Here is a 26,353-nt window from a genome sequence, read left to right as displayed (position 1 = left end):
ATTATTTTTCTTTTTTTAATATTTCATCGGCCGCGCCAAACTCCTGCATCAAAATTTCAAAATCTTTTTCCAATCCGTGTTTTTTAAATATTTGGCGCAAAGACTTAACATTAGGCTTTTTAATGGGACCTCTACAGGCGTAACAGGGAAAGCCGTGTGTCGGGCAAACCGCTTGGCAGCCGCCCAGAGAAACCGGACCATAGCAAGGCAGGCCTTTTTGCAAGAGACATTCATTGCCGCGCAGCTGACACTCCCAGCAAACCGCCTTGTCTTCAATGTGAGGGATTTTGTCCTGAGCTAAGTCATACATCACTCTTAAAAATTCTTTATTGTTAATCGGACAGCCCGGTATAGTAAAATCAACCTTCACAAAATGACTAATCGGCTTTATCTCAGGATTATTAATACCGGCCGGCTTATCATAAACGTAATCCAGGTGCTTTTTTTTATCCCCGTAATTTTTTATCTGCTGGATACCACCCAAATGAGCGCAGGAGCCCAGAGCAATTAAATACTTGGCTTTCTGACGGGCTTTTTTTAATTTCTTAAAATTTTCTTTAGTGATCGGCGTGCCTTCGACTATAATCACATCAACTGCTTTGGCTTTTTTATCATCTTGTATCAAATGAAATTCTCTGACATCATAGTGCTTAAAAAGCTTCAACATTTTCTCACCTAGATCTAAAATAGCAAACTGACAGCCTTCACAGCAGGTTAAAGAAATTATGGATAATATTTTTTTATTTTTTTTGACTGGCATTATAAAGTTTTAAATTAAGTTTAGTGTATTTTTCTAAATTTTTTTTCTGACGCTTATTAATTTTATCTACGACCATACCCCAGTGATAAGTCACTCTATCTCCTTTTTTAATTTTTTGGGTAAAATTAGTTTCATAAGGTAATTGAAATTTTTCTTTAGCTTGCAGGCGCAGTTTTGATTTACTACTTAAAGAATTAGCTTTGATCATTAATTTTTCCTTTTTTACTTGTGTCACTTCTCCCCAGCCAATACGGCATCGGTCAATCGCCCGACCTTTTATTTGGATCGTGTCAGTGACCGAACCCATAAAAAAGACGTGAAAAGTGTGATGCGGTTTAACTCCTTGGGGCATAGAGCTAATAATTTCTTTAGCTCGTTTCATATCTATCCAGCCCAGGCGCAGAAAATAAGTAATTATCATGACTCCAATATCCTGCCGTTTTACCTTATACAAGAGTGAATTACCCAGCCAATAAGCTTCAACTACCCGATGATCAAAAACATCTTTAATATTATTTTTCCAGGCAATTAAAACATAATAAGGAAAGGCGCCGACAAATTGATGCAATATGGCTTCAATAGCCTCATTTTTAACTTTCGCACCTAAAAGATAATTAGTGAGAATTTTATGATACTGATTTTTTTGCGGGCCGCAAAAGCCGAGGATAAAGGGCCGATATGAATATTTAACCGCTAGTTTCAATCCTTTTTGAGACATTTTTTATTTTTGATGAACTAATTATTTTTCTAATATCAATAATTAATATAAAGGCTAAAAAGATTAAAGACAGTCCAAAGATTTGTTCTAAACTGATTACTTTTTGTTCAAAAATAAGTGAAAGCAATAAAGTCACCGGAGCCCCCAAAGCTAAAAAGCAACAAGCAGTGCTAACCGGCAGTCTTTTTAGGCCGGCGTACCAACTTAAAACATAAAACAAAAGCAAGCCAGCAGTTACTAAAGTCCAGATTAATTGACTAGAATTTATCTGGGTTAAGTAAGAAATTTCTCCTCTTCCCCATAAAAATAAAATGAGTAAAAGTGAGCCAAAAAACATCCGGCCCCATCCAACAATTAGTGAAGAAATATTTTTTAATAAATGCTTGGCTAAAACTTGCTCGCCAGCCCAGAATAATACTGCCAGGCCAATCATAGCGTCACCCAGATTTAAGGGGCTGGGATTTATTTGCATCACCAGAGCAGTACCTAAAAGCAAAAAGATAATGCCAAAAAATAATTTTTTGTTGATCTTTTCTTTTAAAAATATCACGGCTAAAAGACCGGCCCAGACAAACATAGTTTTATGAATAAAAGAGCCGTGAACGGCTGAAGTAAGAGTCAATCCTTTAAAGAACAAAAGAAAAGGCAAACTACCGCCTATCAAACCGACTAATATAAGTTTAAATACTTGCTTTCTATTCAAAGCCTTTATTTTTGACCATTTTCTAAAAAGTAAAATTAAACTAAGCAGGAAAAAAGCCACCACTACATTTTTAAAAGTGGTAAAAATATAAGGGTTTACCACACTCAGTCCGAATTTGCTCAAATAAATTGAAAATCCGGAAATTAAAGCGGTTAAACTGACTAATAAATATCCTTTTTTCATAAAATTATTTTAAATTAATTATTTTCTTAATAACTTAATATATTGATTGCTTGGCCTCTCGATTAATTTGATAAGCCAATTAAAGATAATATTTCTTTAGCTTGATCAGCTTTTATTTTTTTGACAATGATATCTGACTGGACTAAGACCCAGTCCCCTTTTTTTACCGGGCATAGAGAATTTTTTACTTTTTTCAAACCAAAATCGTATTCAATAAAAATATTTTTTCCTTTTTTTGATTTAATTTTTCCGGGGATTGAAAAGCACACGATTTTTAATTTACAATTTAAAATGTATAATTAATAATGATCTTTATCATTCTGAAAATTATAAATTATAGATTTTACATTATACATTCTCTAATAAGCGTCCATCATATAATTGTCACCAATTTCTGACAAAGAAAAGACCGGTCCGTCCTGGCAAACATACTTAGAGCCAATAGCGCAATGCTGACAAGTGCCGGTGCCGCAGGACATACGCCGTTCTAGAGAAACATAAATATCTTCGTCTTTAATATTCAGCTTCTTTAACTCAGCAATAACAAACTTATACATAACCGGCGGTCCACAAATTATGGCCACCGGAACAGGCACCACCTCTTTTTTCTTAAAAAGGTTGGTTATCAAACCTTTATCGCCAGACCATGATTTTTTCGGTTTTTCCAAAATAATATTTAAATCAACTTTCTTTTGCCAATCCTTATATTCATCGGTAAACTGCAAAGTCTTTTGATTCTGACAGCCGTAAAAAACCTGTACTTTATTTTTCGGATTTAACCGGCCGTCCAGATGGTCTAAAATAAGGGAGCGCAAAGTGACACTGCCGCAGCCGCCGCCAATGAGCAGTAAATTCCTATTTTTAATTTTATTGAGCGGAAAGCCCCGACCAAACGGTCCCCGGACCCAAGCCCGATCACCCTTTTTTAGTTCATGTAATTTTTTAGTTACTTTACCGACTAGACGTACGTTGAGCTGAAAAAACTTTTCATTATTTTTGGAACCCGAGCAAATATCAAAAGCGGCCTCGCCAGACCCAGGCAAACCAAACATCATAAACTGACCGTGCTCAAAAGAAAAGTCTTTTGGCTGCTTTTTATCAGCGAAAGCTAGTGTAAATAACTTAGTATCAATAGAATCTTTTTCTACTTTTAGAACTTTCACTTCTTGGGGTATAAATAAATTCTTCATATTAATTATTTGTTTGTAAACAATTATTTTTAATTACCAATAGATTTTTCTAATTTATTGAGGCCTTCTAATACCCACGAGTGCCTTAGCTTATCTTTCATCTCTTCAATATCCTTTTTGTCTAACCATTTAATTTTCAATATTTCATTTTTTGGATAATCTTCTTTTCCTCCAGTTATTTTTCCTTGATAGAGATAAGCTTTAATATTCTTTTTGGTTTTAATATCTTTAATCTCTTTTATCAATTTTACTTTATATCCGGTTTCCTCTTTAGTTTCACGAATAGCCGTTTCTTGCGGAGTCTCTCCTTCTTCAATGTGCCCCGCTGGCCAATTCCATAAACCGTAAACTTTCTTCTTTTTTTCTTGAACTAATAAATATTTATTATTCTTTTTAATTATTACACCGGCAATATTATTCATTTTTTTTCAATGAATTTAAAACATCCAGGCGTTTAATACCAGCCGGGCAGACCTTATCACAACGGCCGCAGCCTGTGCAGCCGACAATACAAAGCTCATCATGATTACGTACATGTTTATGATAATACCAGTTATAAATTTTATCGCCGGTGGTTTCTAAGAAAACCTGGCCGCCGGCAATTTCAGAAAACTCTTCCATAAAACAACTGGACCAGCGGCGCACTACTTTGCCTTTATTTTCACCGGTCGGCACGTGCTCAAGCTGATAACAATAACAGGTCGGGCAACTAACCGTACACTTGGTACAGCCAAGGCATTTGTCGCCCCATGTCTGCCAAACTTTTTTACCTTTAGTTTTAATAATATTTTCTTTATTAGTTTGGGCCGGCTCAAGATGACAAAGCAGACTGCGATACTGAATATGTTCATAGTCCTCAAGCCCTAAAAATTCCAATATTTTCTGACCCTTCTGCGAACCGGTGTAAAGCTTGAATCTGTCTTTATTCACTCTCTTTATAAAAATATCAAACTGAATGTGCTCTAAAACATTATCTTCGTAATTTTTTTCAATTTCGTCAGCAAAATCTCCTTTCTCAGGCACGTATGACTGGCCAATAACAACCATTTTTCTGATTCGGGCCTGAAAATAAGGGTCTTTTTCCAGGGCGTGTTTAAGAAAATCCAGTGCCTTCATATCAAAAATAGTCATACCTAATAAAGCCAGGTCTGGTGATTTGTATTTAACTGGCTTTATTTTAGTACCCTCATATTCATACAAAACATGACCATCTGGAAAAAGAATATGTTTAAAAGAATTCTCCGGAATTTTGCCGGAGTAATCAAAATCTTTAGGGTTTTTTAGCTCTTCAAATAAAAGACGGTTATCAATTTCCTGCGGGGCAAAAATCTGGTATTTTTTCTCTAATCCCTTGATAAGCCGGTATATATCTTGTAGCTTCATATTAAACTTATTATACAATATTTTGCCCGGTTTTACAAATTATTACCATCTCGAGCAAAATCGAGAGATCCTTTAATTATAGAATATAAAAGGATTTCTCCACTCGTCCTAGCGTCCTCGGTCGAAATGGTGAAATAAAAGCAATCCTAAAAAAAGATACTAGTTATTTTTTATTTAAAAATTATCAATTAGACACCTAATTTTCAGCTTCCGCCAGTTTAATTACTTTATCAGCAAATTCGTCCGGAGTCATAGCAGTTTTGATAAAATAACCGTCAGCTCCGGCCGCCTGAGCAGTCATTTTGATTTGCTCATTATCCAGAGCCGTTAAAACGACTACTTTGGTTTTTGGTAAATCCTTATCTTTTCTAATCGTTTTTAAAATATCCAACCCGACTGGTGTGCGCAGATCCAGCGGACCCAGCTTTTCTTTTTCTTCTGGAATCAAAAGATCCAAAATAACCACCCCCGGTTTAATTTCTTTGATTTTTTTTAAAGCTTTTTTTTTATTTTTAACTGAATATAAATAATAGTACTTCTTTTTAAAAGCATCTTCATACATTTGCCTGGTTAAATCTTCGTCCTCAACCAACAGGAATTTTTTGGTTTGTTTCATTTTTTTTGATCTAAAGACCTTAGACCATAGACATCTGACATAAAGAAGTTTTAATTTCATTAGTCCTCAGCCTCATTGTCCTTATGTCCATGGTCCAATGTCCTTATTACTTAATCGGCAACAGAAAGCAAAATTGACTGCCTTTACCTTTGCCTTCACTTTCCACCCAAATTTTCCCGTGATGACCTTCGACCACATTTTTAGAAATAAATAAACCCAAGCCTGAACCGTCCGGCTGAATCTTAGCAATTCCCGGCCCCCGCGAAAACTTGCCAAAAAGATTTTTAGCCTCTTTCGGAGCAATACCAACGCCAGTGTCTTTAACTGAAAACTTAATATTATCTTTTTCTTTTTCCAGATTGACCACTATTTTACCTTTTTCAGTATATTTTATAGCGTTATCAATTAGATTTAAAATTATTTCGCTTATTTTATCTGAATCAGCCATTACCTGAGGCATTTTTTTCTTGGGTTTTTTGTAAATAAGTTTAAGACCTTTTTCCTCAGCTGGCTTTTTTAGTTCATCAACTAATTTAGCCACCATCTCCTCAAGCTTAATTTTGTTTTTGGATAATTCAAACTTACCGGCTTCAATTTTAGAAACATTTAAAAACTGATTAATCAGACGAATCATTCGCTCGGACTCATCCAGAAGCTGTTTTAAAAGCTTATTATGTTCAGGTTTAAGTTTGCCAAAGTCACCAGCCGTTAACATAGATAAATAACCCTTGATACTGGTCATGGGCGTGCGCAGTTGGTGGGAAGCAATAGAAACAAATTCGGTCTTGGCTTCATCCAACTGCTTAAGCCGTTCATTAGCTTCTTCCAGCTCTTTATTAGTTTTTTGAATTTGCTCAAATAGCCGTAAATTACGGGAAACAATACCGGTCTGGTCAGCCAGAGATCTCATGGCTTCTAATTCCTTTTTAGAAATATCTTCTCTCTTTTTTTTGGTAACAAAATCAATGACACCGATGACGTCATCTTCCGAAAAAATCGGCACAGCCACAATAGTTTTTACGCCCAAAAGTTTATTCATGCCCAGACAGGCAGCTTTAGGCACTGGCGGGGAGATAAATTCTTGAAAACCGGACCCAAACTTTATCTGAGCCTCTTTAATAGCCATTCCATCCAGAGTTTTGTCTTTATTAATCGGGGTTGAGTATGCTTGCATTTTTTTTGGTAAAAGCTTTAAGGCCTGATTGGTCAGTTTAGCTTCGGTAATGGCCGCCGGATAAATCACTTTTTTCTTTTGGTCTAAAAAGAGTAAGAGCCCGCCAATATAACCCAGCTCTTCAGAGATAGAATTAACAATATTCTGAGTTACTTTTTTCAAGTCTAGCGAGCGGGTAATCATATTAGTCACTTTTTGCAAAGAGATTAAAAAGCGGTTACGCTCGGAAAGTTCCTGAGTAGCCTCTTCCACTTTCTGCTGCAAAGTTTCAGAAAAAGACTTAACTTCTTCATACAGCTTTGACTTTTCAATAGCGCTGGCTACCTGCGGCGAAAGCACTTCAATCAAGCTTATTTCCTCGCGGTTAAAGACATCGCCCGAGAGCTTGGCTCCCAACACTAAAACCGCGTTCAGCTTTTCCTGAGTTTTAATCGGTACCACAGCCGCCGCTTTAATTTTTTTCAGTTCATTTAGAGATTTTTTCAGCTCTTTTTTCTTTTTAACTTTTGCTTCGTCTTCGGTTTTTCTTTGCAATTCTTCAGTTATAATAATCTCGTCGTGCCGGCTTAGATATTTAATAAGAGGATTATTCTGATCCATCTCCAGGGGTTTAGTATGAGGATGACCGATTTTTCGGACATGAAAAATTCCTTTATCCTCTAAAACCAAAACAGACTTTTCTATTTTCAGTCCCTGGGCCAATTTCTTGGAAAACTTTTCAATTAAATCATCAATTTCAATCTCAGTCGCCAAAATCTGGGAAAGTTTGCGGGTAAGTTCAGGATATTCAATCTTAGCCTTAAAAAAGACCCGGTCAGTGGCCTTAGACAGCCAGCGCTTAATCGGATCAAGAAAAGCAACAATAAAAATAGAAACGCCCAAAGTAACTAAAAAGGTATTAACCCCCAAGACTTCTTCAAATAAGTGACCAGTTAAAAAAGTAACACCAGTAAACATAGCCGCTACAAATAGAACCAAGAAAAAGTAGATAATGGAGCGGGAGACAACTAGACGAAGATCGAGGAGCCTATGACGTATTATAGAATAGGCAATTATGAAAACATATGAAACTACCAGAAAATTTCCATAAGGATACAATGGCAAATATTGCGGTAAAAAATTAGTAGCACCACCCACAAAACCTATTAGAGCACAGATTAATACATATTTAATTTGCTGTCTCTTTAAACCCGAGGTCTTTTTATATGATTTTAATAATATTATTATAGATATAGCAGCCATTATAATAAAAAATATTGGAAATAATAAATAGAAATCTCCAACTTTTACCCAATATTGAAAAGGGGGCTTGTTTTCTACCCCAATTTTAAACCAAGGGGTTAAACTAAATAAACCAAAAAATGTAAAAAAAACAAATAGAATTCTAAATAACTTTCGGTATTTATCACCCCAACCAACAAGATGTATAACAAAATATAAAAAGAAGACAGGTATAAAAATAGCTGAAAAATCTAATACTATTTGAGCAATTTCTGCTATTAGTTCATTCTCAACCGAAGAAACAACAAATAGCCCTAAACTCCATAAACATACACATGCACTAACTAGAATCCATATGTTCGTTAATTTAGAACGTTTTCTCGAAACAAAAATAAATATAATTAATACTAAACTTAGAATACCAGTTAGAAGAGTTGAGATTGCAAATAAATTAAGATTCATTATTTATTTCCAATTATTTATTAACCAATTATTTTTTTCTGCAATTTTCTTTAATTTATAGTCGGGATTAACTACTATAGGGACATCAACAAATCTGAGCAAATTATAATCAGATATATGATCGGCGTATGCTATAATTTTATTTTTATCTAAATTATTATTTTTTAAAAACTTTTTAATTATTTTTACTTTATCTAAACCATATACAGCCTTACCTTTTATCTTACCGGTAAAAATATTTTCTTTGCATTCAATTTCCGTTGAAATTTGGTAATCTGTTTTTAAATATTCTTTAATCGGTTTAATAATCATATCCCAGGATGTAGAAAATAATACAACGATATTACCCTTTTTTTTATGTTTTATAATCTCTTCCTTAGATTTATTAATTAAATGATCAAGTAATATTTTATTAAAAAATTCTTTTGATAAATTTTCAATTTCTTGAATATTCCATCCTTTTGTAATTTCAAAAGCTTTTTCTCTAATATTACCCACAAAAGGCAAAAGATGTAATTTGTAAAGAAAGAAGGTTAATAATAATTTTATTAATTTAAATGGACTAATTTTACCTTTTTTATATAAAAATTTAATAAAAAGCTTTTGTGTTTGTTCATCAAATAATGTTTTATCGACATCAAAAAGAACCACTAATTTTTTCGGAAAAATTCTATTTTTATTCATAATATTTTAATTAAACCAATTATGTATATTCCAATCTCTTTTTTTAGCTATTCTTTTTAATCTTTTATCAGGATTTACTACATTTGGATATCTGACAAATTCTAATAAATCTAAATCCGTAATATGATCCGCATAAGCATAAATATTTCTTAGATCAAAATCATGTTTTTTAATAAAATTTTGTACCACTGAAACTTTTCTGTCACCATGAGGCGAATAGCCAATAATTTTCCCTGTATAATAGCCGCCCCTTAGACTTAACTCCGTAGCAACTAATAAATCCGCATCTACCATCTCCACTAATGGCTTAATAATATCCTTAACGTTTGTAGAAAACAACACTATAATATCGCCATTTTTTTTGTGTACCTTAATTTCTTTCAAAGCTTCTTTAAATATTCTATCTTTAATTATTTTTAAATAATTTTTTAAATTTTTTTTAATTTTTTTTATATGAATTTTTTTTAGTACGAAAAATTGTTTCTCCCTAAACCAATCAGAATTTTTTATAATACCTAAATCATAAATAAAAAATAAAAAATTTGTATAAATATAATCCGCAAAAGAAATAAATTTATTTTTAAATAAATAATTTATAAATAGCCTATAACTTTGGCCTTTTATTAAGACATTATCTACATCAAAGAAAACTACGTTTTTAGATGAGCTTTTTTTTAAAAAAGAAAAATTTCTTCTAATAAAATGATTGTAATCTTCTTTACTCAAATCACTTATATTATGCATCAAAAAATGCGAAATATTTCTAAATAAAGAGCCAGTTTTTATTCTATTATAGAACTTATTGAAGTATACTGGCTCACCAATTTTAATCGTACATTTTTTCAATCTGGGAATTTTTCTATGTGGAGGTAAAATATTAAAAGTACCTTTTATACCAACTGGAATGACGGGAACCTTTGACAAAAAAGCTATTTTAGCAACTCCAGGATATGCTTTTTGAATTTTACCACTACGGGATCTTGTTCCTTCTGGAAATATTCCTAATATTTTTCCTTCTTCCAAAACCCTAAGAACTTTTTTGTAAACATCGGCTTTATCCTTTTGATCCCGGTTGACTCTTATCTGATTGGTTAATTTCATTAAAGGAAACCATAGTTTACTTTTAAAAAACTTTTCAGCCGCCAGAAAATTTATTTCCCTAGGACAAATAGCAGTAAAACACAAAAAATCAAAAAAACTTTTATGATTTAGAGCAATTATAACTCCACCTCTTTTCGGAATATTTTCTATACCCTTTACAGATTTAATCCAATTTTTAAATATCGGAGATAATAAAAAATGTAATAATTTATATGTCATCTATCATTATTTATTTCTTAAAAACAATATAACTAGTAAACCCCAGCCAAAAAAAATGATGATTTATTTAACTTCTCTATTAGATAAGAGAAGATATACAAACTAAAATTTAACTCTAGCCTACTGTTAATAATTTTAAATTAAAGATAAAATATGTATACTCATTTTTTCCAAATTATATTTATAACAAAAAAAGCGCTAGGTATAATGAAAAGCGCCCCTGTTAATTATATTAAAATTTAGCTTAATAACTAAAAACACAATATTGTTTATTTATTTTTATTTTGTGTCTTTATTATAGCATATATTGGGAAAAAAGACAATGGAAGAGGTGGGGGTGGTTAGGTTGGGTTGATTGTTTGGTTTTTGGTCAATAGGTGAAGGTTTTTGGTGGTTGGGTCGGGTAAATTGTTTGGTTTTTGGACGAAGTTGTGGGGTTTTGACTAATTTATGTTTTTTTTATTAAATTCTTTTTTTACTTCCTTAATAATTAGATCTACCAAATCATCAAGATTCCATTCACTTTTTTTGTCTAAAGTAGACTTAATATGGTTTACGATTTTCTTGTGCTGGGGATAAATTAGCGACCTCATTTTAAAACAATTCAGCCAGGCTGATGAATTTTGTATTAGATTATTAAAAACTTCAGAAATATGCCAAACAAAAAAATTATATCGACGAGAATGATATTTTGCTAACCTCTTATAAAAATAATCATAAAACATAAAATGCAACAATTCATGAGCTATTACTACTAAGATATATTTAGCTTTAGAATGCCAAAAAGGAATTTGGAAAGTTTTATCTTCTAAATAACGAGGATAGAGATGCCAGATGGTACCATAAGCAATATATTTTCCTTGAGGCCATTCGCGTTTTTTAAAAATCTCATCAACCAAAAAGAAAAAATTAGGGGCTACTTTTTGCCAGTTTCTTTTATGTTTTTTCAAAGCTTTATCCATACCCTTGCCTCTACTTTGATAATTCTGTTTAATAAAATTTTGCAACATTTTCTGATTCTTTATTTTATAGTCTTTATTTATATTAAAATATTTTTTTAAGTGAGGATATTTTTCAAATACAGCCCAGTTTAAGTTTCTACCCTCACTATATTTCGCTTCATCCACAAAAAGACAAAGACTCTCAAAATCTTTTTTAGCATTCTTACGAAATTTAAGATGGGGATAAGGCATAATTTTAGTAAAAAAATTGAGGGAGATAAGAACTTCTTATTCTCCCGTCTCTTCCCCAGAATCACTGATTCCAGGATCGTCTTGATGGGAAATCTCCGTGTCCTGTGAAGTCACCCCCACCGGATTCTCCGAATCGCCATCAAAGGTATCGCAGGCAGGCAGGAAAAAGAAACTGGCAAAAAGAATTAATACCGTAAAAACCGAAATCTTGCCTAACATTTTAGTTACCTTCTTTCTTTCAAAGAACAAACAAGTTTTTCGGTAACTAAATACAGGCAGACAGATGTAAAAACTTAAGATGAGCTGTACTTAATACCGAAATGAATTAATCGGCCATGTTTATCATGGCTCGTGTTAACCTATTTTGTTTCATAGGCCACCTCCTTTTTATAATATCCGAAGAATCATATATTTATATAAATTCAAAATTTTCTACAAATTTAGCAAATATTTCATTATAAAGCATAAAATCATCTTTTGATTTTGAATAACCCTCAATTACATAAATTCTGCTATTATTAACGCAATAAATTATTTTCTGATAGGCGGAAGTAGTTGCTTCTTCTCCGCTTTTTTCAATTTGTTCAATACATTCTATACTATTTATTTTAATAGTTTTACTTTCAACAATTTTTGAAAGCTCACCATATCCTTCTAATATTCTCGGAGCATCAATACCAGACTCAGCCCATTGAACAGCATTTTTATCTTGAGAATTTAATACATGAACTACAACCCAAAAAGGATCCTCAAGAAAATAATCATCCCCGGATGTATTATTTAATAAAAATGTAACTCGGTCTTCTTTTTGAGTATTTCGATGAGAAAGAGTTCCTTCTTGCTCTTGCCAAAAATTTATAGAGCTCGGAAGCGCTACCCTAAAACCAAGTTTTTTATTAAAATATGTATTTTGATTTGTTAAAACTTTATTAATATTATTATTATTTGATTTATTCGTAATAATAATTTTGTCATCATTTACACTAGTTTTACTTCGAATAAAAAATAAGTATCCAAAAATAGTGGCTACTAATAAAATAATAATTAGATAGATAATAGATGTTTTTTTCATAGGATTTATATATAATTTATTAATTAATTAAAAAAAATAGAAAGGGTGGAAAGAATACTTATTAAGTATTCTTTCCACCCAAAAATGTCCTCTACTGTTTTGAACACCACCTTCCATAATTTCCATTAAAGCCATCAACTCCTGAACTCCAACTGGGCGGAAAACTGGACCCATAAACATTGCCATACCCAGCATAACGTCCGCGATAAACAGTCCAATGAATATGACAATTTGTAGAATTTCCAGTATTTCCATGTCTTCCAATTCTCCATCCTCGGGGAAGCCACCAGCCAGGCACTACTTCAATGCGACTCAAGTGGGCTACACGATAGATATAACGATTTCCGTTACTCTGGCCTGTTGGACCAGCTTCAATTAAAACCGTATATCCATAACCGGATTTATATCCAGCCCAAAGCACCCAACCAGCCCCGGGAGCCAGAACTTCATAGCCGCAAGGATTTCCTCCTACAGCCCAATCTGTTGAATAATAATCATTACCTTGGTGATAGCCACAACCATAACCACAGGTCATATACCAACAACCTCTGAAAGGCAGGTGCCAACTCCAAGGAAAAGAATTATACTGGCCGACTCCAGTAAGCATTTTTCTTTGCTCAGCCATTTTTGACCCTTCAACAGTAATGGAGTCACCATCAGAATGAGTTACATTTTCATTCCATTGGCTTGCCGGAAAATCCAGGGTTTCTGGTTTTGGATTTTCAGAAGAACCTTCTTCCTCATTTACCCCCACTGGATTCTCGGAATCCCCATCAAAGGTATCGCAGGCAGGCAGGAAAAAGAAACTGGCAAAAAGAATTAATACCGTAAAAACCGAAATCTTGCCTAACATTTTTGTTACCTTCTTTCTTTCAAAGAACAAACAAGTTTTTCGGTAACTAAGTACAGGCAGACAGATGTAAAAACTTAAGATGAGCTGTACTTAATACCGAAACGAATTAATTGGCCACGACTAACGTGGTCCAGACAAACCTATTTTGTTTCATAGGCGACCTCCTTTTTTTGGAAGTTAAAAGAACAATTTATTTATTTTCTTGACTTTTTTTTGTGTTCTTGTTCAGCCTTATTAGCTTTATAAGCCACAAAAACAATTAAAACTAAAGTAATACAAAACATCACCTGTACCTGCCAGATAGCTAAATTAAAGTTTAAATAAAGCAGTGACATAAAAACTAATAGGACTAAATAAGCCAACAGATGCCAATAAAATATTTTTTTACTCTTGCTAAAAGCTTTGTATAAATCAAAAAGCCCGGCTGGAATAATTATTAATAAAGGTCCAAATTTAAAGAAAAAATTATTATTAGTTAAATTCGAGCCACCCAAATACCTCTTAGTCACTATATAGATAAAAACAACAAAAATTATAATTTGTATTAAATATAAAAAGGCTAAAACTGGTTTCTTTAAAACTTTTTCCTTTTTAATTTTATAGAAACCATAAAAAATTGAAGCTAAGGCAATAAATAGAAAGCTAATAAGAGAAATTATTTTATAATCCATAATTTTATTATATCTAAATAATAAATTTTAAAAAATTGGGGGAAGAAAAATAATTTTCTTTTTCTCCCCCCGTGTTGTTTTACGGGCAATAAACCCAGACAGCAGCCGGATAAAGCCAAGAACTAACCAGACAAAAACCACCACACTGGTAGGTTAATATTTGGGCCCAGCCAATATAAGCGCCTAATACTACACCAGGCACACCGAGTTTATTAATAACCCAGCCGGCATTAGCAAAGCCAGTACTCCAGTAAACAGCATCATCACCAGTAAAGCAGAGCTTTTTACCCCACCAGTACCAAACTTCGTAAATAGACTGCGTAGAATTTGGCAGGGCTTTATTACTGCTATTCAGAATATTTTCATTGGCAATAGGCACAGATTTTTCAAGATCTTCCAGTATTTTTTTATCCTGACTAGTCAGGTTATTTTTATTAATACTGGTGTAAAATCCGGACCAATCCACTGAATAAGTCATATCCTGATGGCGCGTAACATAAGGCTCTACTTTATCCACCCAACTCATGTAGAGCTGAATTTCTTCAAGCTGTGAGACAAAATCTTCGTCCTGATAAATATCAGTCTTATCATTTTTTGCCTTCACTGGAGTTTCCGTCCGATCACAACTTACACTGGCCGTAGTTATAAAAACTAACAAGCCAACCATGAGAAGTGAAATAAAGCGTCTCATCTTTTTTCACCTCCTTTTCAAAGAGCTAAGGTTCATGATTTGGCTTGGGTAAATAGACAGAAAATTACCCAAACCGCGGATTTATTCTTTATATAAAACTCAAAATACCTATTGGCCAAAATAATATGTATAAAAAGCGAGCTAATAAATATACTAAAAGAGTTGGTAAACTTGATGGCAATTGGTTAATTAACAAATCAAAATAATTATTGGCCTGATCATCTTTAAAAATAAAACTTAATATTATACCAATAAGAATGTACGATCCAATTATTATTATAAATTTTTTAAGAGATATATTGATAATATACATAATAGAGTAATTATAATTTAGGTAGCTCCTGACTTTTGTAAAAGTAGAAGCTACCTAACACAAAGGCTAATAATAAACAAGCCATAGATAAGAACGGACAAAAGAAGAACCTAAAGGAAGATAGACGCAAGACCCAACAATAGCTGATACTCTCTGGTATCCACCTTCCATCCAAGTCCAGCTCAAAATATTTCCTCCATAACAGACTTTAATTAGCCAGTAAAGAGTCCAGTTCGGTGTAGTAAAGTAATAAGAACGAGGATGTCCGGCCCACCACTTGAATTCAAGTTTGAGATCTTTATCTCCATTATAGACATAATAACAAGTGTAGGCTGTAATAACACTGGTAGCAAGCTTAGAAGATTGAGGATTATTTTTTGACTGAAAATCTCTGAAATCTTGCAGCATTTTAGTTTTTTGTTCATCGGAAAAAGTATGTCCAGTCAATTTTTCTGTTTTCCTAATACTGGCTAAAACATCTTCATGGCTTTCATTACCTACATAGTGGATGGAAACTTTTTTTCTCTCTTTATCTGACTTCGCCTCCACCGACGTCTCGCTCCGCTCGCAACTGATACTAGCCATCATAGTAAATGACAACAAGCCAACCATGAGAAGTGAAATAAAGCGTCTCATCTTTTTTCACCTCCTTTTCAAAGAGCTAAGGTTCATGATTTGGCTTGGGTAAATAGACAGATACTTACCCAAGCTAGGAAATTTATTGACTATCAATATAAGATAGTCTTTTTTGTTCAAAGATATCACCTCCTCAATTATACTTGACAACATAAGTCAAAAAATATAAATTAATAATGGCACTTTGAACAACCAGATGGAAAGTGGCTTATAAATCTTTGTTAGATTAGAAAGGTGCAGACAGCTTTCTAACTCACCCAATAGGTATTTTTAACCACCTAAAACAATTCCTATAAGGAGAAAAACTCGAATAGTAGGGGCTCATAACCCCTGAGGAATTGTGGAGCCGTAAAGGCTGAGGATTGTATAGCCACTTTCCTCTTTTTTATTTTTTGAAATGATCACTTTTTCTAATATTTTTTAAAAAATCTTTTACTTCTTTTTCTTTTTTTACCTCGTTCATATTTGGATTTTTTTTAACCTGATATAAATGAAAAAGTTCGTGAATTAAACATAGAATCTGATCTTCAATGCCTTTGTGAGTGGGAATCATAAACCATTTATCTTTATAATCATAAGGCATTAAATAAGCTGTGGTTAAATTAGCTTTAAAATCAATTTTACTAAAAGGAAAACTTAAATAATCAGTAATTTTATTAATAATTTTATCTTCTCTAGTCTGCCAAGTTTTTTTTATTATTTTTGCCTGAATATTAAAGTACTTTGTTTTAGTTTTGCTAATGGAAGATAAAATTTTCCTAAAATTTTCTTTTTTTAAAATAATATCTTTATCAAAAGGATAATGCTTTGTAATTGTAAAACTTTCTGGATATTTATCTTTTATTCTTAGCCAATTTTTTAAGTCTTTTTTGGGTTCGTATAGTATTTTAGTCATATTTTTAAAAAAGATAGAGATTACGCATAAAAAACGTTAATCTACAAAATACTAAAATTACTATTTTAAAAAAATGTCCGAGCAGCAATTAAAAAAATAATAACTGCCCGGAACTAGGAAATGAATTAATCATCGAGTTTATCGCTAATCTCTTCAGCTGATTTACCAGTGGCAGTCTTACCAGTATCAGTGTTTGTTCCCTTCCAATAACCGCGGTTATCTTTGGAAACACCCATGGTATCATTAGTTGCCTGCTCGAGTAGATTTTCAGGAACATGCTTTATCTTCTTTCCCATTTTACACCTCCTTATAAGGTTTAAAGAGCGATTTGTGGCCAAACATAGGCCGGCTAATTATTTTTTAGATTATGTATAATGTCTCTAACGTCCCCCCACCTCCGCACACACGGAAAATCAAATAAACATTTTTATAGACAAATTTTGGTGGCTTAAACTTAATTTGTTAATTTTTTAAGAGCAAAATGCTTATCGCCCCAATGTGTGCAGAAGTGGAGGTCCGATGATAAATCATCAGACCCGTATAAATTTAATCTTCATCCACTTTTATTTCATCAACATCAATGTCTTCTTTAGTCATTTCAGCTCCTTTCTTGCCGTTATGACCGAGCATAATCAGGTTATCAGTCACCACATTAGTCTTGTTTTGAAAATTACCTTTTTTGTCTTTCCAGGACTTATGCTGCAAACGGCCTTCTAAATAGACTCGAGAGCCTTTTTTCAGATACTTTTTAATAATTTCAGCTAGTTTACCCCAGGCTAAGACATGATGATACTCCACAGAATCCTTTTTCTGCTTAGTTTTAACGTCTTTCCAGGAATAGTTAGTGGCCAGGTCAAAAAATGAAATTGTTTGACCAGATGAAAGTTTCTTGGCGCCGGGATCTTTGGTTAGATTACCCAGCAAGGTTACTTTGTTTACATCCATATTTTTTTCCTTTTTGCTAAGCCACCAACTTTGTTTTAAAAAACAAAAACACCTCTTTTATAAATTAAGAGGTGTTTGGTTAATAAATATAATGTCTTTAATAAGACCAGTGATTATATAAATAATAAATTTTTTTAAGTTATTCATAATATTTTTAATAATAAGTAAATTTATCCACACTTTATCACGACGGCGCTTAATTCCGACGGCGCTAAGCTAATTTTCTCTTTCCTCCGATTTTAATGGACAAATTTTTATGTTTTGATTTTTCTTTTTATTTTTATCCGACGGCTATTGTGTTACCGACGGCTTGATTACCACTTAATTATATCACTCCCTTGTTTTTTGTCAAGAAAAAATAATACTCATGTAAAGGTGAGCTAGAAATGTCCTACTTTGAATTATTTAGAAATGTCCTATTTGATAGTTTTTTAATTTAAAGTTTACCCGCTTCTTAATTTGTATTAACAGTTTTACGAAAGCCAATGCGGTCGCGGGCCACTTTATCAGTGCCGTGCATACTCCCCCAGTAAACCAAGTACTGGCCGTATTGATCATTAATTTTGTCCATAGCCAAGCTTATCTCTTTTTCTTTAAGATTATCTTTAAAAAGAGACATTTGCCGGCTGATTGACCACAGGTGCGAAACTGATATGGCTAGAAAAGAAACTTCTTCATAAAGATGAATTTTTGACATAATCTTTAAAGCAGTTCGAAAAATACTTTTGGTGGTAAAAAGACCATTTTTAATTCTCTTTACCTGATGAAGGCCGCCGCCGTTTTTAAATCTTAAGCCAAAGCTGATTGAGTGAGCCTCTTTTTCCAAAAGCCGCAGGCGGCGGCCGGTTTTTTCGCAAAGCTTGAGCAAAACTGAAGATAAATAATCGATATCCTTTGATTTTTGGTATAAACAATAGCTATGACCGACTGATTTAGGCTCTTTTTGTTTTTTTACTTTTTCTGTCGGTAGACCGTTAACATTAGCCCAGAGATAATAGCCAGGCCGACCCAGAACTTGCATTAGATTAGCTACTGGATATTTTTTTAAATCGAGCAAATTAAAAATACCCAAAGATTTTAGTCTACTCTCCAGTCGGTAATTAATACCCCAAGCACTGGTTAAGGGTCTTTTTAAAAATTTATCTAAATTATCTTTCTTTATTATTAAAATACTATCTTTATCGGCCTGGTCTGAAGCAAATTTGGCCAGCCAGCGGGTGTAAGAAAGACCGACCGAGGCTTTGAGCCAGTCCCCGACTTCGTTCTTTATTCGATCTTTAATTTCTTTAGCTTTTTCTTTAGCTTGTTTAAAGTTTTTAGACCAACCAGTGAGATCTAAAAAAGCCTCGTCAATACTGTAAGGCTCTAGTTTATCGGTATATTCGGCTAGAATAGAGAAAATTTTTTTAGTAATACTGCGGTATTTAGCCGGCTCGTTTTCCATTAAAAAAATATCTGGACAAAGCTGCTTGGCTTCCTTGACGCGACAGCCAGTTTTCACTCCTTTTTTTTTAGCTTCAATGGACGAAGCAATAATACAACCCTGCTCTGACAAATAAGCGCAAACTCCGACCGGTCTACCCCGTAAAAAAGGATTAGCTTGCTGTTCACAAGAAGCAAAATAGCTGTTCATATCAATGTGTAAGATAATCGAAGTCATGAAAATATAAAATTAATTAAACTTCGTCCCGCATCGTTCCGAGTAAAACGAGGAATTGGTGCGGGGCTGCTCACAGGAAGCAAAATAGCTGTTCATGTCAATATGTAAGATAATCGAAGTCATAAAAATATAAAATTAATTAAACTTCGTCCCGCATCCAACTCTGAGCGCCGAAGAGAAGTGGTGCGGGGCTGTTCACAAGAAGCAAAATAGCTATTCATATCAATGTGTAAGATAATTTTTGAGATATCTTTTTGTTGATAATAAAAAGGTTAACTAATCCTATAAATCAACAAGTGGGAGAAAAAAAATATACTAATCAACGAATCTACAAAACTTATGAAAGTATTTGGTTCTATTCTCGAAAAATCAAAATAATTTATAGTTTAAAATATTGTAATTTAAAATTTGTTTAGAATTTAGATATTAATAAACTAATATTAGCCAAAAATAAGCTTGGTAGCCAAAAAATACTTGACAAAATTATTATTTTGTATAAAATTACTTTGCCCTTTTTAAAATAATTTTTATTGAAAGAGAGCTAGGGGGCGAATTTTCGTCCGTGTTTAGCCGGCGTTCGCCGAGCTATAAACTGCTGGGCACGGGAAATTTGCCCCTCATATTTTCTCTTTCTTGATGTGGGGAACCCGGACGACAAATCTTTTCATTATTATGAGACCTGTTTGTTGTCCGGGTCTTTTTTTATCTAAAAAATTTAATTTTGCGAATATATTTCCATCAAGCGCCAGTTAAGATTTTCATTATTAAAAGCCAGCCGGTAAAAATTAGAATTATCGGAAACCGAAAAATAATAAATTTTTCCTTTACCTTTTCTCTCTGAATGAACCAAATTAATTTTAGTCGGATTATAGCGCCGGCCCTGCCAAACAAAAGAAAGCGGACTAACCTGCCCTTTTAAAAAAGAAGCTAGAACTTTTATTGGCTCGTTAATTTTTTCGTGCATGTTTTTTTTATAGTCTATTAATTTCTATTATTAAATTTATGCTCGGAATAGATATTAAAATCGTAAAAATCATTCATCCAGACTGAATATTTTCTTTTCTTTCTAAAACTAGTCGGGTAGGCCGAATCCTCAGATTCGGCTGGAAAGCCGGCCCAATCTGAGGATCGGGCAGTACCCAGAGTAGAGAGATAATTAAAAATTTTGCCAGTCATAGAAAATGTTTTAAGCATCAAAGTATGGCAAAAGCGAGGGCTTTCGCCTACCCAGAAATAATATTTAGTAATACCATATTTTAAGAATTTAAATTATTTAAAATAACTGATTAATTTCTATTATTGAATCATCATCCAAATAATAATTTCTGTAAGAAGACCATTTATAATCCTCAGGTTTTTTAACTATCTTGGCTTTGACTGGATTATTATGAATATAATTAAGTTTTTGCTCTAGTTTATTCTCGGAATAGATATTAAAGTCGTAAAAATTATTCATCCAGACTGAATATTTTCTTTTCTTTCTAAAACTAGTCGGGTAGTCCGAATCCTCAGATTCGGCCGAGAGACTAGCCCGATCTGAGGATCGGGCAGTACCCAGAGTAGAAAATTCTCGGAATAGATATTAAAATCGTAAAAATCATTCATCCAGACTGAATATTTTCTCTTCCTTCTAAAACTAGTCGGGTAAGCCGAATCCTCAGATTCGGCTGGAAAGCCGGCCCGATCTGAGGATCGGGCAGTACCCAGAGTAGAAGATTCTCGGAATAGATGTTAAAGTCGTAAAAATCATTCATCCAGACTGAATATTTTCTCTTCTTTCTAAAACTAGTCGGGTAGGCCGAATCCTCAGATTCGGCCTTCAGCTGGAAAGCCGGCCCGATCTGAGGATCGGGCAGTACCCAGAGTAGAGGGATAATTAAAAATTTTTCCAGTCATAGAAAATTTCTTAAGTAAATCTTTTTCATTTTCTTTTATTAACTGCTTTATAATTTGAACACTTGTAAATTTCTTAAAATCCCTCATTACCTTTGAAATATCATTATATTTTTTATTTAATTGGATTAATAAATGTAGATGATTAGGCATAATTACGTAACCCAATAATTTAAAACTAAATTTACGGCGGTAAAAATTTAGATTATCAATTACTATTTGGCAAAGATTTTCTTTCTTAAAAAGCCAGTATTTTTTATATGTATTAATAGTGATGAAATGAACTTGGTTCTTAAGATTATATTTTTTCATGAAAGATTATTAATAATACTTTTCAGTCTTGCCACTTCCTGTTTCCTTTATATTTCCTTTACGCATGAGAAAAGACCCGGTAAATGCCCCGGACAATGCCCTGGATAGCCGGATTCTTGGCAAAAATTGGTTTCATGGTTTTATTAGCCGGCTGCAGGCGAATGCGGTTTTTCTCACGAAAATATTTTTTCAAGGTGGCATATTCATTATCCAGCAAAGCCACTACCACGTCTCCGTTTTGCGGATAAAAATTCCTTTCCACTACCACATAATCACCATCCAGTATACCTTCTTCAATCATGGACTGCCCTTTTACTTTTAAAACATAAGAGTTGGCGTCCTGCACCACCCCGGCCGGTACAGAAACCATTTCATTATCTTCAATAGCTTCAATTGGCTCACCCGCGGCGATCAAGCCCAAAAGCGGCAGCTGCACGGCCTGGCCCTGCTGATAAACTTTTTTAGTCAGGTTTAAAGACCGAGCTAAGCCCTTGACCTTTCTTAAATAACCTTTTTTTATCAAGGCGTGAACATGGGCTGAAACCGTGGCTTTGGAAGACAGGCCAAAATTCTGGCCAATTTCCTGAAAAGAAGGACTGTATTCATGGTCTTGAATATAATTGACTACGTAATTTAGTATATCTTGCTGTTTTTTGGTTAATTCCGCCATAGATTTAAAAATTAATAATTATCCACAACCATATTCATTATACACGAACAAAAAGCGAACGTCAATAGATATTAAAAAAATACCTATTTTACAGCCAAATTAATTAAATAAATACAAATGTCTAATATTTAAATCGTCCTGAGCCTGGTCGAACGGGCGAACGTCAAGTCTTCGCTCCTCACTTTGCTCGGAGCTTCGGCTTGTAAATAAGTTTATTATGAATAAAGTTAAACAAGTGGCAAAAAAAATAATAAAAACAGCCTAAAAATAAGAGGCTATCCCCTATTCAATAAGGTTTTAAGGCTTTTATGGCTCTACGGCTATTACGGCTTTTAAGATTCTCCTAAAACCAGCCCGTCATTGGTTTTTTGCGCAGCACACCAGTGCCATCCTTATCCACAATAAACTGAATAGTTCGTCCGTTAATCTTAAAAGTTTCCTTCATTTTTTTGTGTTTTTGCTTAGCCTCTTTCATAATCGGATAAAGTTTTTTCATACGCTCACTATAGCTAAAATGTTTCATGTAACCGTCTTGATCGACAATATCGTCGTTAAAATCAATAGTCATAAAATTATTATTTAATGATTACTAATTTATAATAACACTTATTAAATAAAATTTAAAAGCCGTGAATAACTGAATAAGCAATATTGTCCGAATGATCGCCAATTCTTTCCAAATTTTCCAATAAACTTTCAAAGGAAACCCCCGAAGCCGGATCAGCCTCGCCTTTTTCCAGTCGGGCAATATGAGCCAAACGAAATCTTTTTTCCATAGCGTCAATTTCCCCTTCTTCATGCAAAACTTTTTTGGCCAGTTCCTGATCACTATTTTTCCAGGAACAAATAGCGTCTTGATAAATCTCAATGGCTTTTTCAAACATTTCGTTTAATTCTTTAACTGAAGTGGCGGTAAAATTAACTTCGCCTTTGTATTTGTGTTTGGTAATATGGATAATGTTATTAACATGGTCAGCCACCCGCTCAATATCAGTAAGATTATGGACAATCATGGAAAGCTTTTCAGTTTCTTCATGGGAAAGATTTCTTTCCGAAAGCTGGCGGCAATAATTATTTATCTTGTCATAAAAATGATCAATCGCTTCTTCTTGCTTTTTTATCATTTCCACTTTTTTAGGCTGGTTATCCAAAAAAGCCTGGTAGCTATTTTCCATCATATCCTGAGAAATATCTGCCATGCGCATGGTTTCTTTAAAAGCTTCGCCTAAAGCAATGCTTGGTGTATCCAGCAAATATTTACTAATAAATTTAGTCCGATGATCCATTTTTATTTCCTGGCCCGGAATAACTTTTTTGACTAACTTAATTAACAAGGGAATCAGGGGGATTAATATTAAAGTGGAAACTATATTAAAAATAGTATGGGCGTTGGCTACCTGACGAGCTAAGGTAGAAGCCGTCATTTCCACCAGCGGTATAAACCAGCTTAAAATCAGGTAAAAAATTAAAGCCCCTGAGACATTAAAAGCTAAATGAACCAAGGCCATACGCTTGGCGTTCTTGGTCGAACCAATCGAAGCTAAAAGTACGGTAATACAAGTGCCAATATTAGCCCCTAAAATTAAAGGTATAGCGCCCTCCAAGCCAATCAAACCCTCTTTAGCAAAAACTATAACCAAGCCGGTAGTAGCGCTAGAACTTTGAATTAGACCGGTAAAAGCGGCTCCAATCAAGACTAACAAAATTGGCTGACGGCTTAAATTAAGAAACCATTCAAAAATAGCCGTGTTTTCTTTTAGGGGCCCGACTCCGTGTGACATTAAACTCATACCAAGAAATAAAAGCCCCAAACCCAGCAAAACCTGGCCCCAAAATTTAAGCTTCAAATTACGGCTAATAAACCAAAATAAAAAACCAATGGCAATAATGGGTAGAGATAAGGTCTCTAAATCAAAAGATATTATCTGAGCGGTAATAGTAGTGCCAATATTAGCGCCCATAATCACTCCGGCCGCTGAAGATAAATTTATTAAGCCGGCATTAATAAAGCCAAGCAAGATGACCGTAGTAATACTGGAGCTTTGAATAATAGCGGTCACGGCCGCTCCGGAAGCAATGCCTTTAATCGGCCGATTGGTAAATTTTTCCAGAATTTTCTGTAAACGGTCACCAGCAATTTTCTGAAAACCCTCGCTCAGCAAAAATATGCCATACAAAAAAAGAGCCAGCCCGCCAGCTAACTCAAAAATAATTTTCGTGATACTCATATATTAAACTATCTAACTATTTGATTGATTTAATAAAACTGCTGGTCAGCCAGGAAACAAGACTCAAGACCAGCGCTCCCCAAAAAGCCGGGCCAAAACCGTCAACTTCAAAGCCTTTAACAATAGTCGAGACAAACCAGAAAAGCAAAGCGTTAATAATTAAAGTAAAAAGACCCAAGGTCAAAACATTAACCGGCAGGGTTAAGACTAAAATAATCGGACGAATTAAAGCATTAACTAGACCCAAAACTAAAGCAATAATTAAAGCTGAATAAAAACCGCTAACACTAATTCCAGGGAAATAGTAAGCAATACCCAAAATAATTAAAGCATTGATAATTAATCTTAAAATTAGATACATAATCTTATTATTAATTAATAGTTAAAAGCTTACCCTCGCCTTTGGGGTTAAAACCATTCAAAACCTCTTCTCCGTCTAGATAGCCGTCACCATCTGTGTCTTTATTATTTTTATCAGTACCGTAAATTTCCTCTTCATTGTCCAAAAGCCCATCCGCATCTGTATCCAGTTTTCCGGCTCCGTTGGGATCATAGCCTAAATCAACTTCGGCTCCGTCCTGATAGCCGTCACCGTCAGTGTCCGGATCATTTGAGTCAGTGCCGTAAATAATTTCCTCCATATCGGTCAGGCCGTCGTTATCACTGTCCTGGTTAAGATTTAAATTAGTATTAATATTAATATTCGTATTTGTATTTTGGTTTAAATTATTATTCAAATTTTCATTAAGAGAAATATTAGAGTTAAAATTATAAGAAGAATTTGTGTTTGAGTTTAAATTAAGGCTAGTACTGGGCAATGAAGTATTAGAATTAAAAATACCAGTCATGTCATTAACTGCCTTTTCTAACTCTTCCAAGGGTTTGGCTCCTTCGGGTATAGTAACTGAAATTGGCTGGTTAACATTAGACAAAGTTAAACTCATATTTATGTCCGCATATTGATAACTGGCTAAAGCTTCTTTCTCCTGATATCTTATATCAACGGCTATTTTTCTCATCATCATATCATTTTGGCCAATCCAAACCTCAATCCCCTTTTGATTAATCATGTCTGTATATTTATTAATAGTTTCATCCATTTCATCAAATAATGCCTGTGAGTTTACATTTTCGTTAAGATTATTCAGTAAATCTTCCGATTCGGTTATAAAAAGTTTTAGCTTTTCCGGGTCAATATTAACTAAATAATGAAAACAAGGTACATCATCAATTTTTTCATCAGCCATTCTTTTTTTAACTTCAATAAAATTATGTTTATCCAGTGAATCCTTAAAATCGTTAACCACTTGATTGACTTCATCAATATTATCTACATAAGGCACATCATCCGATAAATCCTCATAATCTTCATAATACCACTGATTAGCTAAACTGGATAAATCAAAAAATGGAATGGCTGGAATCTGGGTAGCCTGAAAATAAATTTTATCCGGCCGATAAATACTTTCAAAGCCAAGCTTATAATCCATGCCATTATAGTTTAAGCCGCCCTTTAAATCAAAGCGTCCTTTTTGGGCTAGGACTTCCTGCCCACCCTGAAAGTCAAAGCCAAGGTTAAGATTTAATACAACATCTGAAGGAGTTGAACCCAGCTTAAGACCAATATTTTCGTTATCAGCCGACGAGTCGTCCTCTTCAGCCGCTTTCATATTCAGCCCCATTTGCCAGGCTAGATAGCCGGATTCAATAGACTTCATTTTATTAATCATCTGATCCATCACTTGAGCCGAGGCTTTTTCCACCAAAGGAATAGTCACTACTCGGCCTAAAACCGGTATATTTTTGCCCCGAAAAATAAAAAGTCCGCCCATAATCAGGCCGACCAAGATAATTAAAACGCTAATAGAGATAATAGCTATTTTTTTATTCATACCTATATTATAACA

31 protein-coding genes are annotated in these 26,353 nt (G+C 33.8%); all 31 read right to left on the bottom strand.

Annotation, left to right across the window (positions count from 1 at the left end; genetic code table 11):
- Position 1: 1 nt before the first annotated feature.
- The 31 genes from U5L76_01625 to U5L76_01475 all read right to left on the bottom strand — a co-directional run bounded on the left by U5L76_01625 (position 2) and on the right by U5L76_01475 (position 26,338).
- Positions 2–760, bottom strand: coding sequence for a hydrogenase (locus tag U5L76_01625; protein MDZ7798299.1), 759 nt, complete (start codon positions 758–760; stop codon positions 2–4).
- Positions 741–1,478 (bottom strand): DUF6390 family protein, encoded by a 738-nt coding sequence (locus tag U5L76_01620; protein ID MDZ7798298.1) that lies wholly within the window; start codon positions 1,476–1,478, stop codon positions 741–743. Before U5L76_01620 ends, U5L76_01625 begins: the two co-directional genes overlap by 20 nt.
- Positions 1,447–2,364, bottom strand: a complete 918-nt coding sequence (locus tag U5L76_01615) for a DMT family transporter (GenBank protein MDZ7798297.1) — start codon at positions 2,362–2,364, stop codon at positions 1,447–1,449. Before U5L76_01615 ends, U5L76_01620 begins: the two co-directional genes overlap by 32 nt.
- A 62-nt stretch (positions 2,365–2,426) precedes the next feature.
- Positions 2,427–2,633: a HypC/HybG/HupF family hydrogenase formation chaperone gene (locus U5L76_01610; GenBank protein ID MDZ7798296.1), complete on the bottom strand. Its 207-nt coding sequence runs from the start codon at positions 2,631–2,633 to the stop codon at positions 2,427–2,429.
- A 90-nt stretch (positions 2,634–2,723) separates the two neighbouring features.
- Positions 2,724–3,554, bottom strand: coding sequence for an FAD/NAD(P)-binding protein (locus tag U5L76_01605; GenBank protein MDZ7798295.1), 831 nt, complete (start codon positions 3,552–3,554; stop codon positions 2,724–2,726).
- A 29-nt stretch (positions 3,555–3,583) separates the two neighbouring features.
- On the bottom strand, positions 3,584–3,976 hold the full coding sequence (locus U5L76_01600; GenBank protein MDZ7798294.1) for an NUDIX hydrolase: 393 nt from the start codon (positions 3,974–3,976) through the stop codon (positions 3,584–3,586).
- Positions 3,969–4,937 (bottom strand): 4Fe-4S dicluster domain-containing protein, encoded by a 969-nt coding sequence (locus tag U5L76_01595; GenBank protein MDZ7798293.1) that lies wholly within the window; start codon positions 4,935–4,937, stop codon positions 3,969–3,971. Before U5L76_01595 ends, U5L76_01600 begins: the two co-directional genes overlap by 8 nt.
- 196 nt (positions 4,938–5,133) lie before the next feature.
- Complete coding sequence (locus tag U5L76_01590) at positions 5,134–5,553, bottom strand: response regulator (GenBank protein MDZ7798292.1); 420 nt, start codon at positions 5,551–5,553, stop codon at positions 5,134–5,136.
- Positions 5,554–5,659: 106 nt separating this feature from the next.
- Positions 5,660–8,410 carry an ATP-binding protein gene (locus U5L76_01585; GenBank protein MDZ7798291.1) on the bottom strand — a complete coding sequence of 917 codons (2,751 nt, stop codon included), beginning with the start codon at positions 8,408–8,410 and terminating at the stop codon, positions 5,660–5,662.
- 3 nt (positions 8,411–8,413) lie between these two features.
- Positions 8,414–9,094: an HAD-IB family hydrolase gene (locus U5L76_01580; protein MDZ7798290.1), complete on the bottom strand. Its 681-nt coding sequence runs from the start codon at positions 9,092–9,094 to the stop codon at positions 8,414–8,416.
- A gap of 6 nt (positions 9,095–9,100) precedes the next feature.
- The gene (locus U5L76_01575; GenBank protein ID MDZ7798289.1) at positions 9,101–10,414 is read right to left on the bottom strand and encodes an HAD-IB family hydrolase; all 1,314 of its coding nucleotides are present in this window, start codon (positions 10,412–10,414) and stop codon (positions 9,101–9,103) included.
- Between the two features lie 443 nt (positions 10,415–10,857).
- Positions 10,858–11,607 carry a hypothetical protein gene (locus tag U5L76_01570; protein ID MDZ7798288.1) on the bottom strand — a complete coding sequence of 250 codons (750 nt, stop codon included), beginning with the start codon at positions 11,605–11,607 and terminating at the stop codon, positions 10,858–10,860.
- 36 nt (positions 11,608–11,643) lie between these two features.
- The gene (locus tag U5L76_01565; GenBank protein MDZ7798287.1) at positions 11,644–11,826 is read right to left on the bottom strand and encodes a hypothetical protein; all 183 of its coding nucleotides are present in this window, start codon (positions 11,824–11,826) and stop codon (positions 11,644–11,646) included.
- A gap of 193 nt (positions 11,827–12,019) precedes the next feature.
- Complete coding sequence (locus U5L76_01560; protein ID MDZ7798286.1) at positions 12,020–12,679, bottom strand: hypothetical protein; 660 nt, start codon at positions 12,677–12,679, stop codon at positions 12,020–12,022.
- 91 nt (positions 12,680–12,770) lie between these two features.
- A complete protein-coding gene (locus U5L76_01555) occupies positions 12,771–13,532 on the bottom strand; it encodes a M23 family metallopeptidase (protein ID MDZ7798285.1) in 762 nt (253 codons plus the stop codon).
- A gap of 194 nt (positions 13,533–13,726) precedes the next feature.
- Positions 13,727–14,203: a hypothetical protein gene (locus U5L76_01550; protein MDZ7798284.1), complete on the bottom strand. Its 477-nt coding sequence runs from the start codon at positions 14,201–14,203 to the stop codon at positions 13,727–13,729.
- 79 nt (positions 14,204–14,282) lie between these two features.
- Positions 14,283–14,894 carry a hypothetical protein gene (locus U5L76_01545; protein ID MDZ7798283.1) on the bottom strand — a complete coding sequence of 204 codons (612 nt, stop codon included), beginning with the start codon at positions 14,892–14,894 and terminating at the stop codon, positions 14,283–14,285.
- Between the two features lie 379 nt (positions 14,895–15,273).
- Positions 15,274–15,843: a hypothetical protein gene (locus U5L76_01540; GenBank protein MDZ7798282.1), complete on the bottom strand. Its 570-nt coding sequence runs from the start codon at positions 15,841–15,843 to the stop codon at positions 15,274–15,276.
- Positions 15,844–16,228: 385 nt separating this feature from the next.
- Positions 16,229–16,738: a hypothetical protein gene (locus U5L76_01535; GenBank protein MDZ7798281.1), complete on the bottom strand. Its 510-nt coding sequence runs from the start codon at positions 16,736–16,738 to the stop codon at positions 16,229–16,231.
- 125 nt (positions 16,739–16,863) lie between these two features.
- Positions 16,864–17,034, bottom strand: coding sequence for a hypothetical protein (locus U5L76_01530; GenBank protein MDZ7798280.1), 171 nt, complete (start codon positions 17,032–17,034; stop codon positions 16,864–16,866).
- Positions 17,035–17,284: 250 nt separating this feature from the next.
- Entirely contained in the window at positions 17,285–17,683 is a 399-nt protein-coding gene (ssb, locus tag U5L76_01525; GenBank protein ID MDZ7798279.1) for a single-stranded DNA-binding protein, read from the bottom strand.
- 454 nt (positions 17,684–18,137) lie between these two features.
- Positions 18,138–19,343: a DNA polymerase IV gene (locus tag U5L76_01520; GenBank protein MDZ7798278.1), complete on the bottom strand. Its 1,206-nt coding sequence runs from the start codon at positions 19,341–19,343 to the stop codon at positions 18,138–18,140.
- Between the two features lie 715 nt (positions 19,344–20,058).
- Entirely contained in the window at positions 20,059–20,307 is a 249-nt protein-coding gene (locus U5L76_01515) for a hypothetical protein (protein MDZ7798277.1), read from the bottom strand.
- A 17-nt stretch (positions 20,308–20,324) separates the two neighbouring features.
- Positions 20,325–20,519 (bottom strand): hypothetical protein, encoded by a 195-nt coding sequence (locus U5L76_01510; protein ID MDZ7798276.1) that lies wholly within the window; start codon positions 20,517–20,519, stop codon positions 20,325–20,327.
- Positions 20,520–20,616: 97 nt separating this feature from the next.
- A complete protein-coding gene (locus U5L76_01505; GenBank protein MDZ7798275.1) occupies positions 20,617–20,799 on the bottom strand; it encodes a hypothetical protein in 183 nt (60 codons plus the stop codon).
- A gap of 350 nt (positions 20,800–21,149) precedes the next feature.
- The gene (locus tag U5L76_01500) at positions 21,150–21,548 is read right to left on the bottom strand and encodes a transposase (GenBank protein MDZ7798274.1); all 399 of its coding nucleotides are present in this window, start codon (positions 21,546–21,548) and stop codon (positions 21,150–21,152) included.
- Between the two features lie 58 nt (positions 21,549–21,606).
- Positions 21,607–22,218: a transcriptional repressor LexA gene (gene lexA / locus U5L76_01495; protein ID MDZ7798273.1), complete on the bottom strand. Its 612-nt coding sequence runs from the start codon at positions 22,216–22,218 to the stop codon at positions 21,607–21,609.
- 343 nt (positions 22,219–22,561) lie between these two features.
- Entirely contained in the window at positions 22,562–22,786 is a 225-nt protein-coding gene (locus tag U5L76_01490) for a hypothetical protein (GenBank protein MDZ7798272.1), read from the bottom strand.
- Between the two features lie 52 nt (positions 22,787–22,838).
- A complete protein-coding gene (locus U5L76_01485; GenBank protein ID MDZ7798271.1) occupies positions 22,839–24,446 on the bottom strand; it encodes a Na/Pi cotransporter family protein in 1,608 nt (535 codons plus the stop codon).
- Between the two features lie 16 nt (positions 24,447–24,462).
- On the bottom strand, positions 24,463–24,807 hold the full coding sequence (locus U5L76_01480; protein MDZ7798270.1) for a phage holin family protein: 345 nt from the start codon (positions 24,805–24,807) through the stop codon (positions 24,463–24,465).
- A gap of 10 nt (positions 24,808–24,817) precedes the next feature.
- The gene (locus U5L76_01475; protein ID MDZ7798269.1) at positions 24,818–26,338 is read right to left on the bottom strand and encodes a hypothetical protein; all 1,521 of its coding nucleotides are present in this window, start codon (positions 26,336–26,338) and stop codon (positions 24,818–24,820) included.
- Between the last annotated feature and the right edge of the window lie 15 nt (positions 26,339–26,353).

Source organism: Patescibacteria group bacterium (assembly GCA_034520665.1).
GTDB lineage: Bacteria > Patescibacteriota > Patescibacteriia > JAXHNJ01 > JAXHNJ01 > JAXHNJ01.
This window is presented reverse-complemented; position numbering and strand designations above follow the sequence as displayed.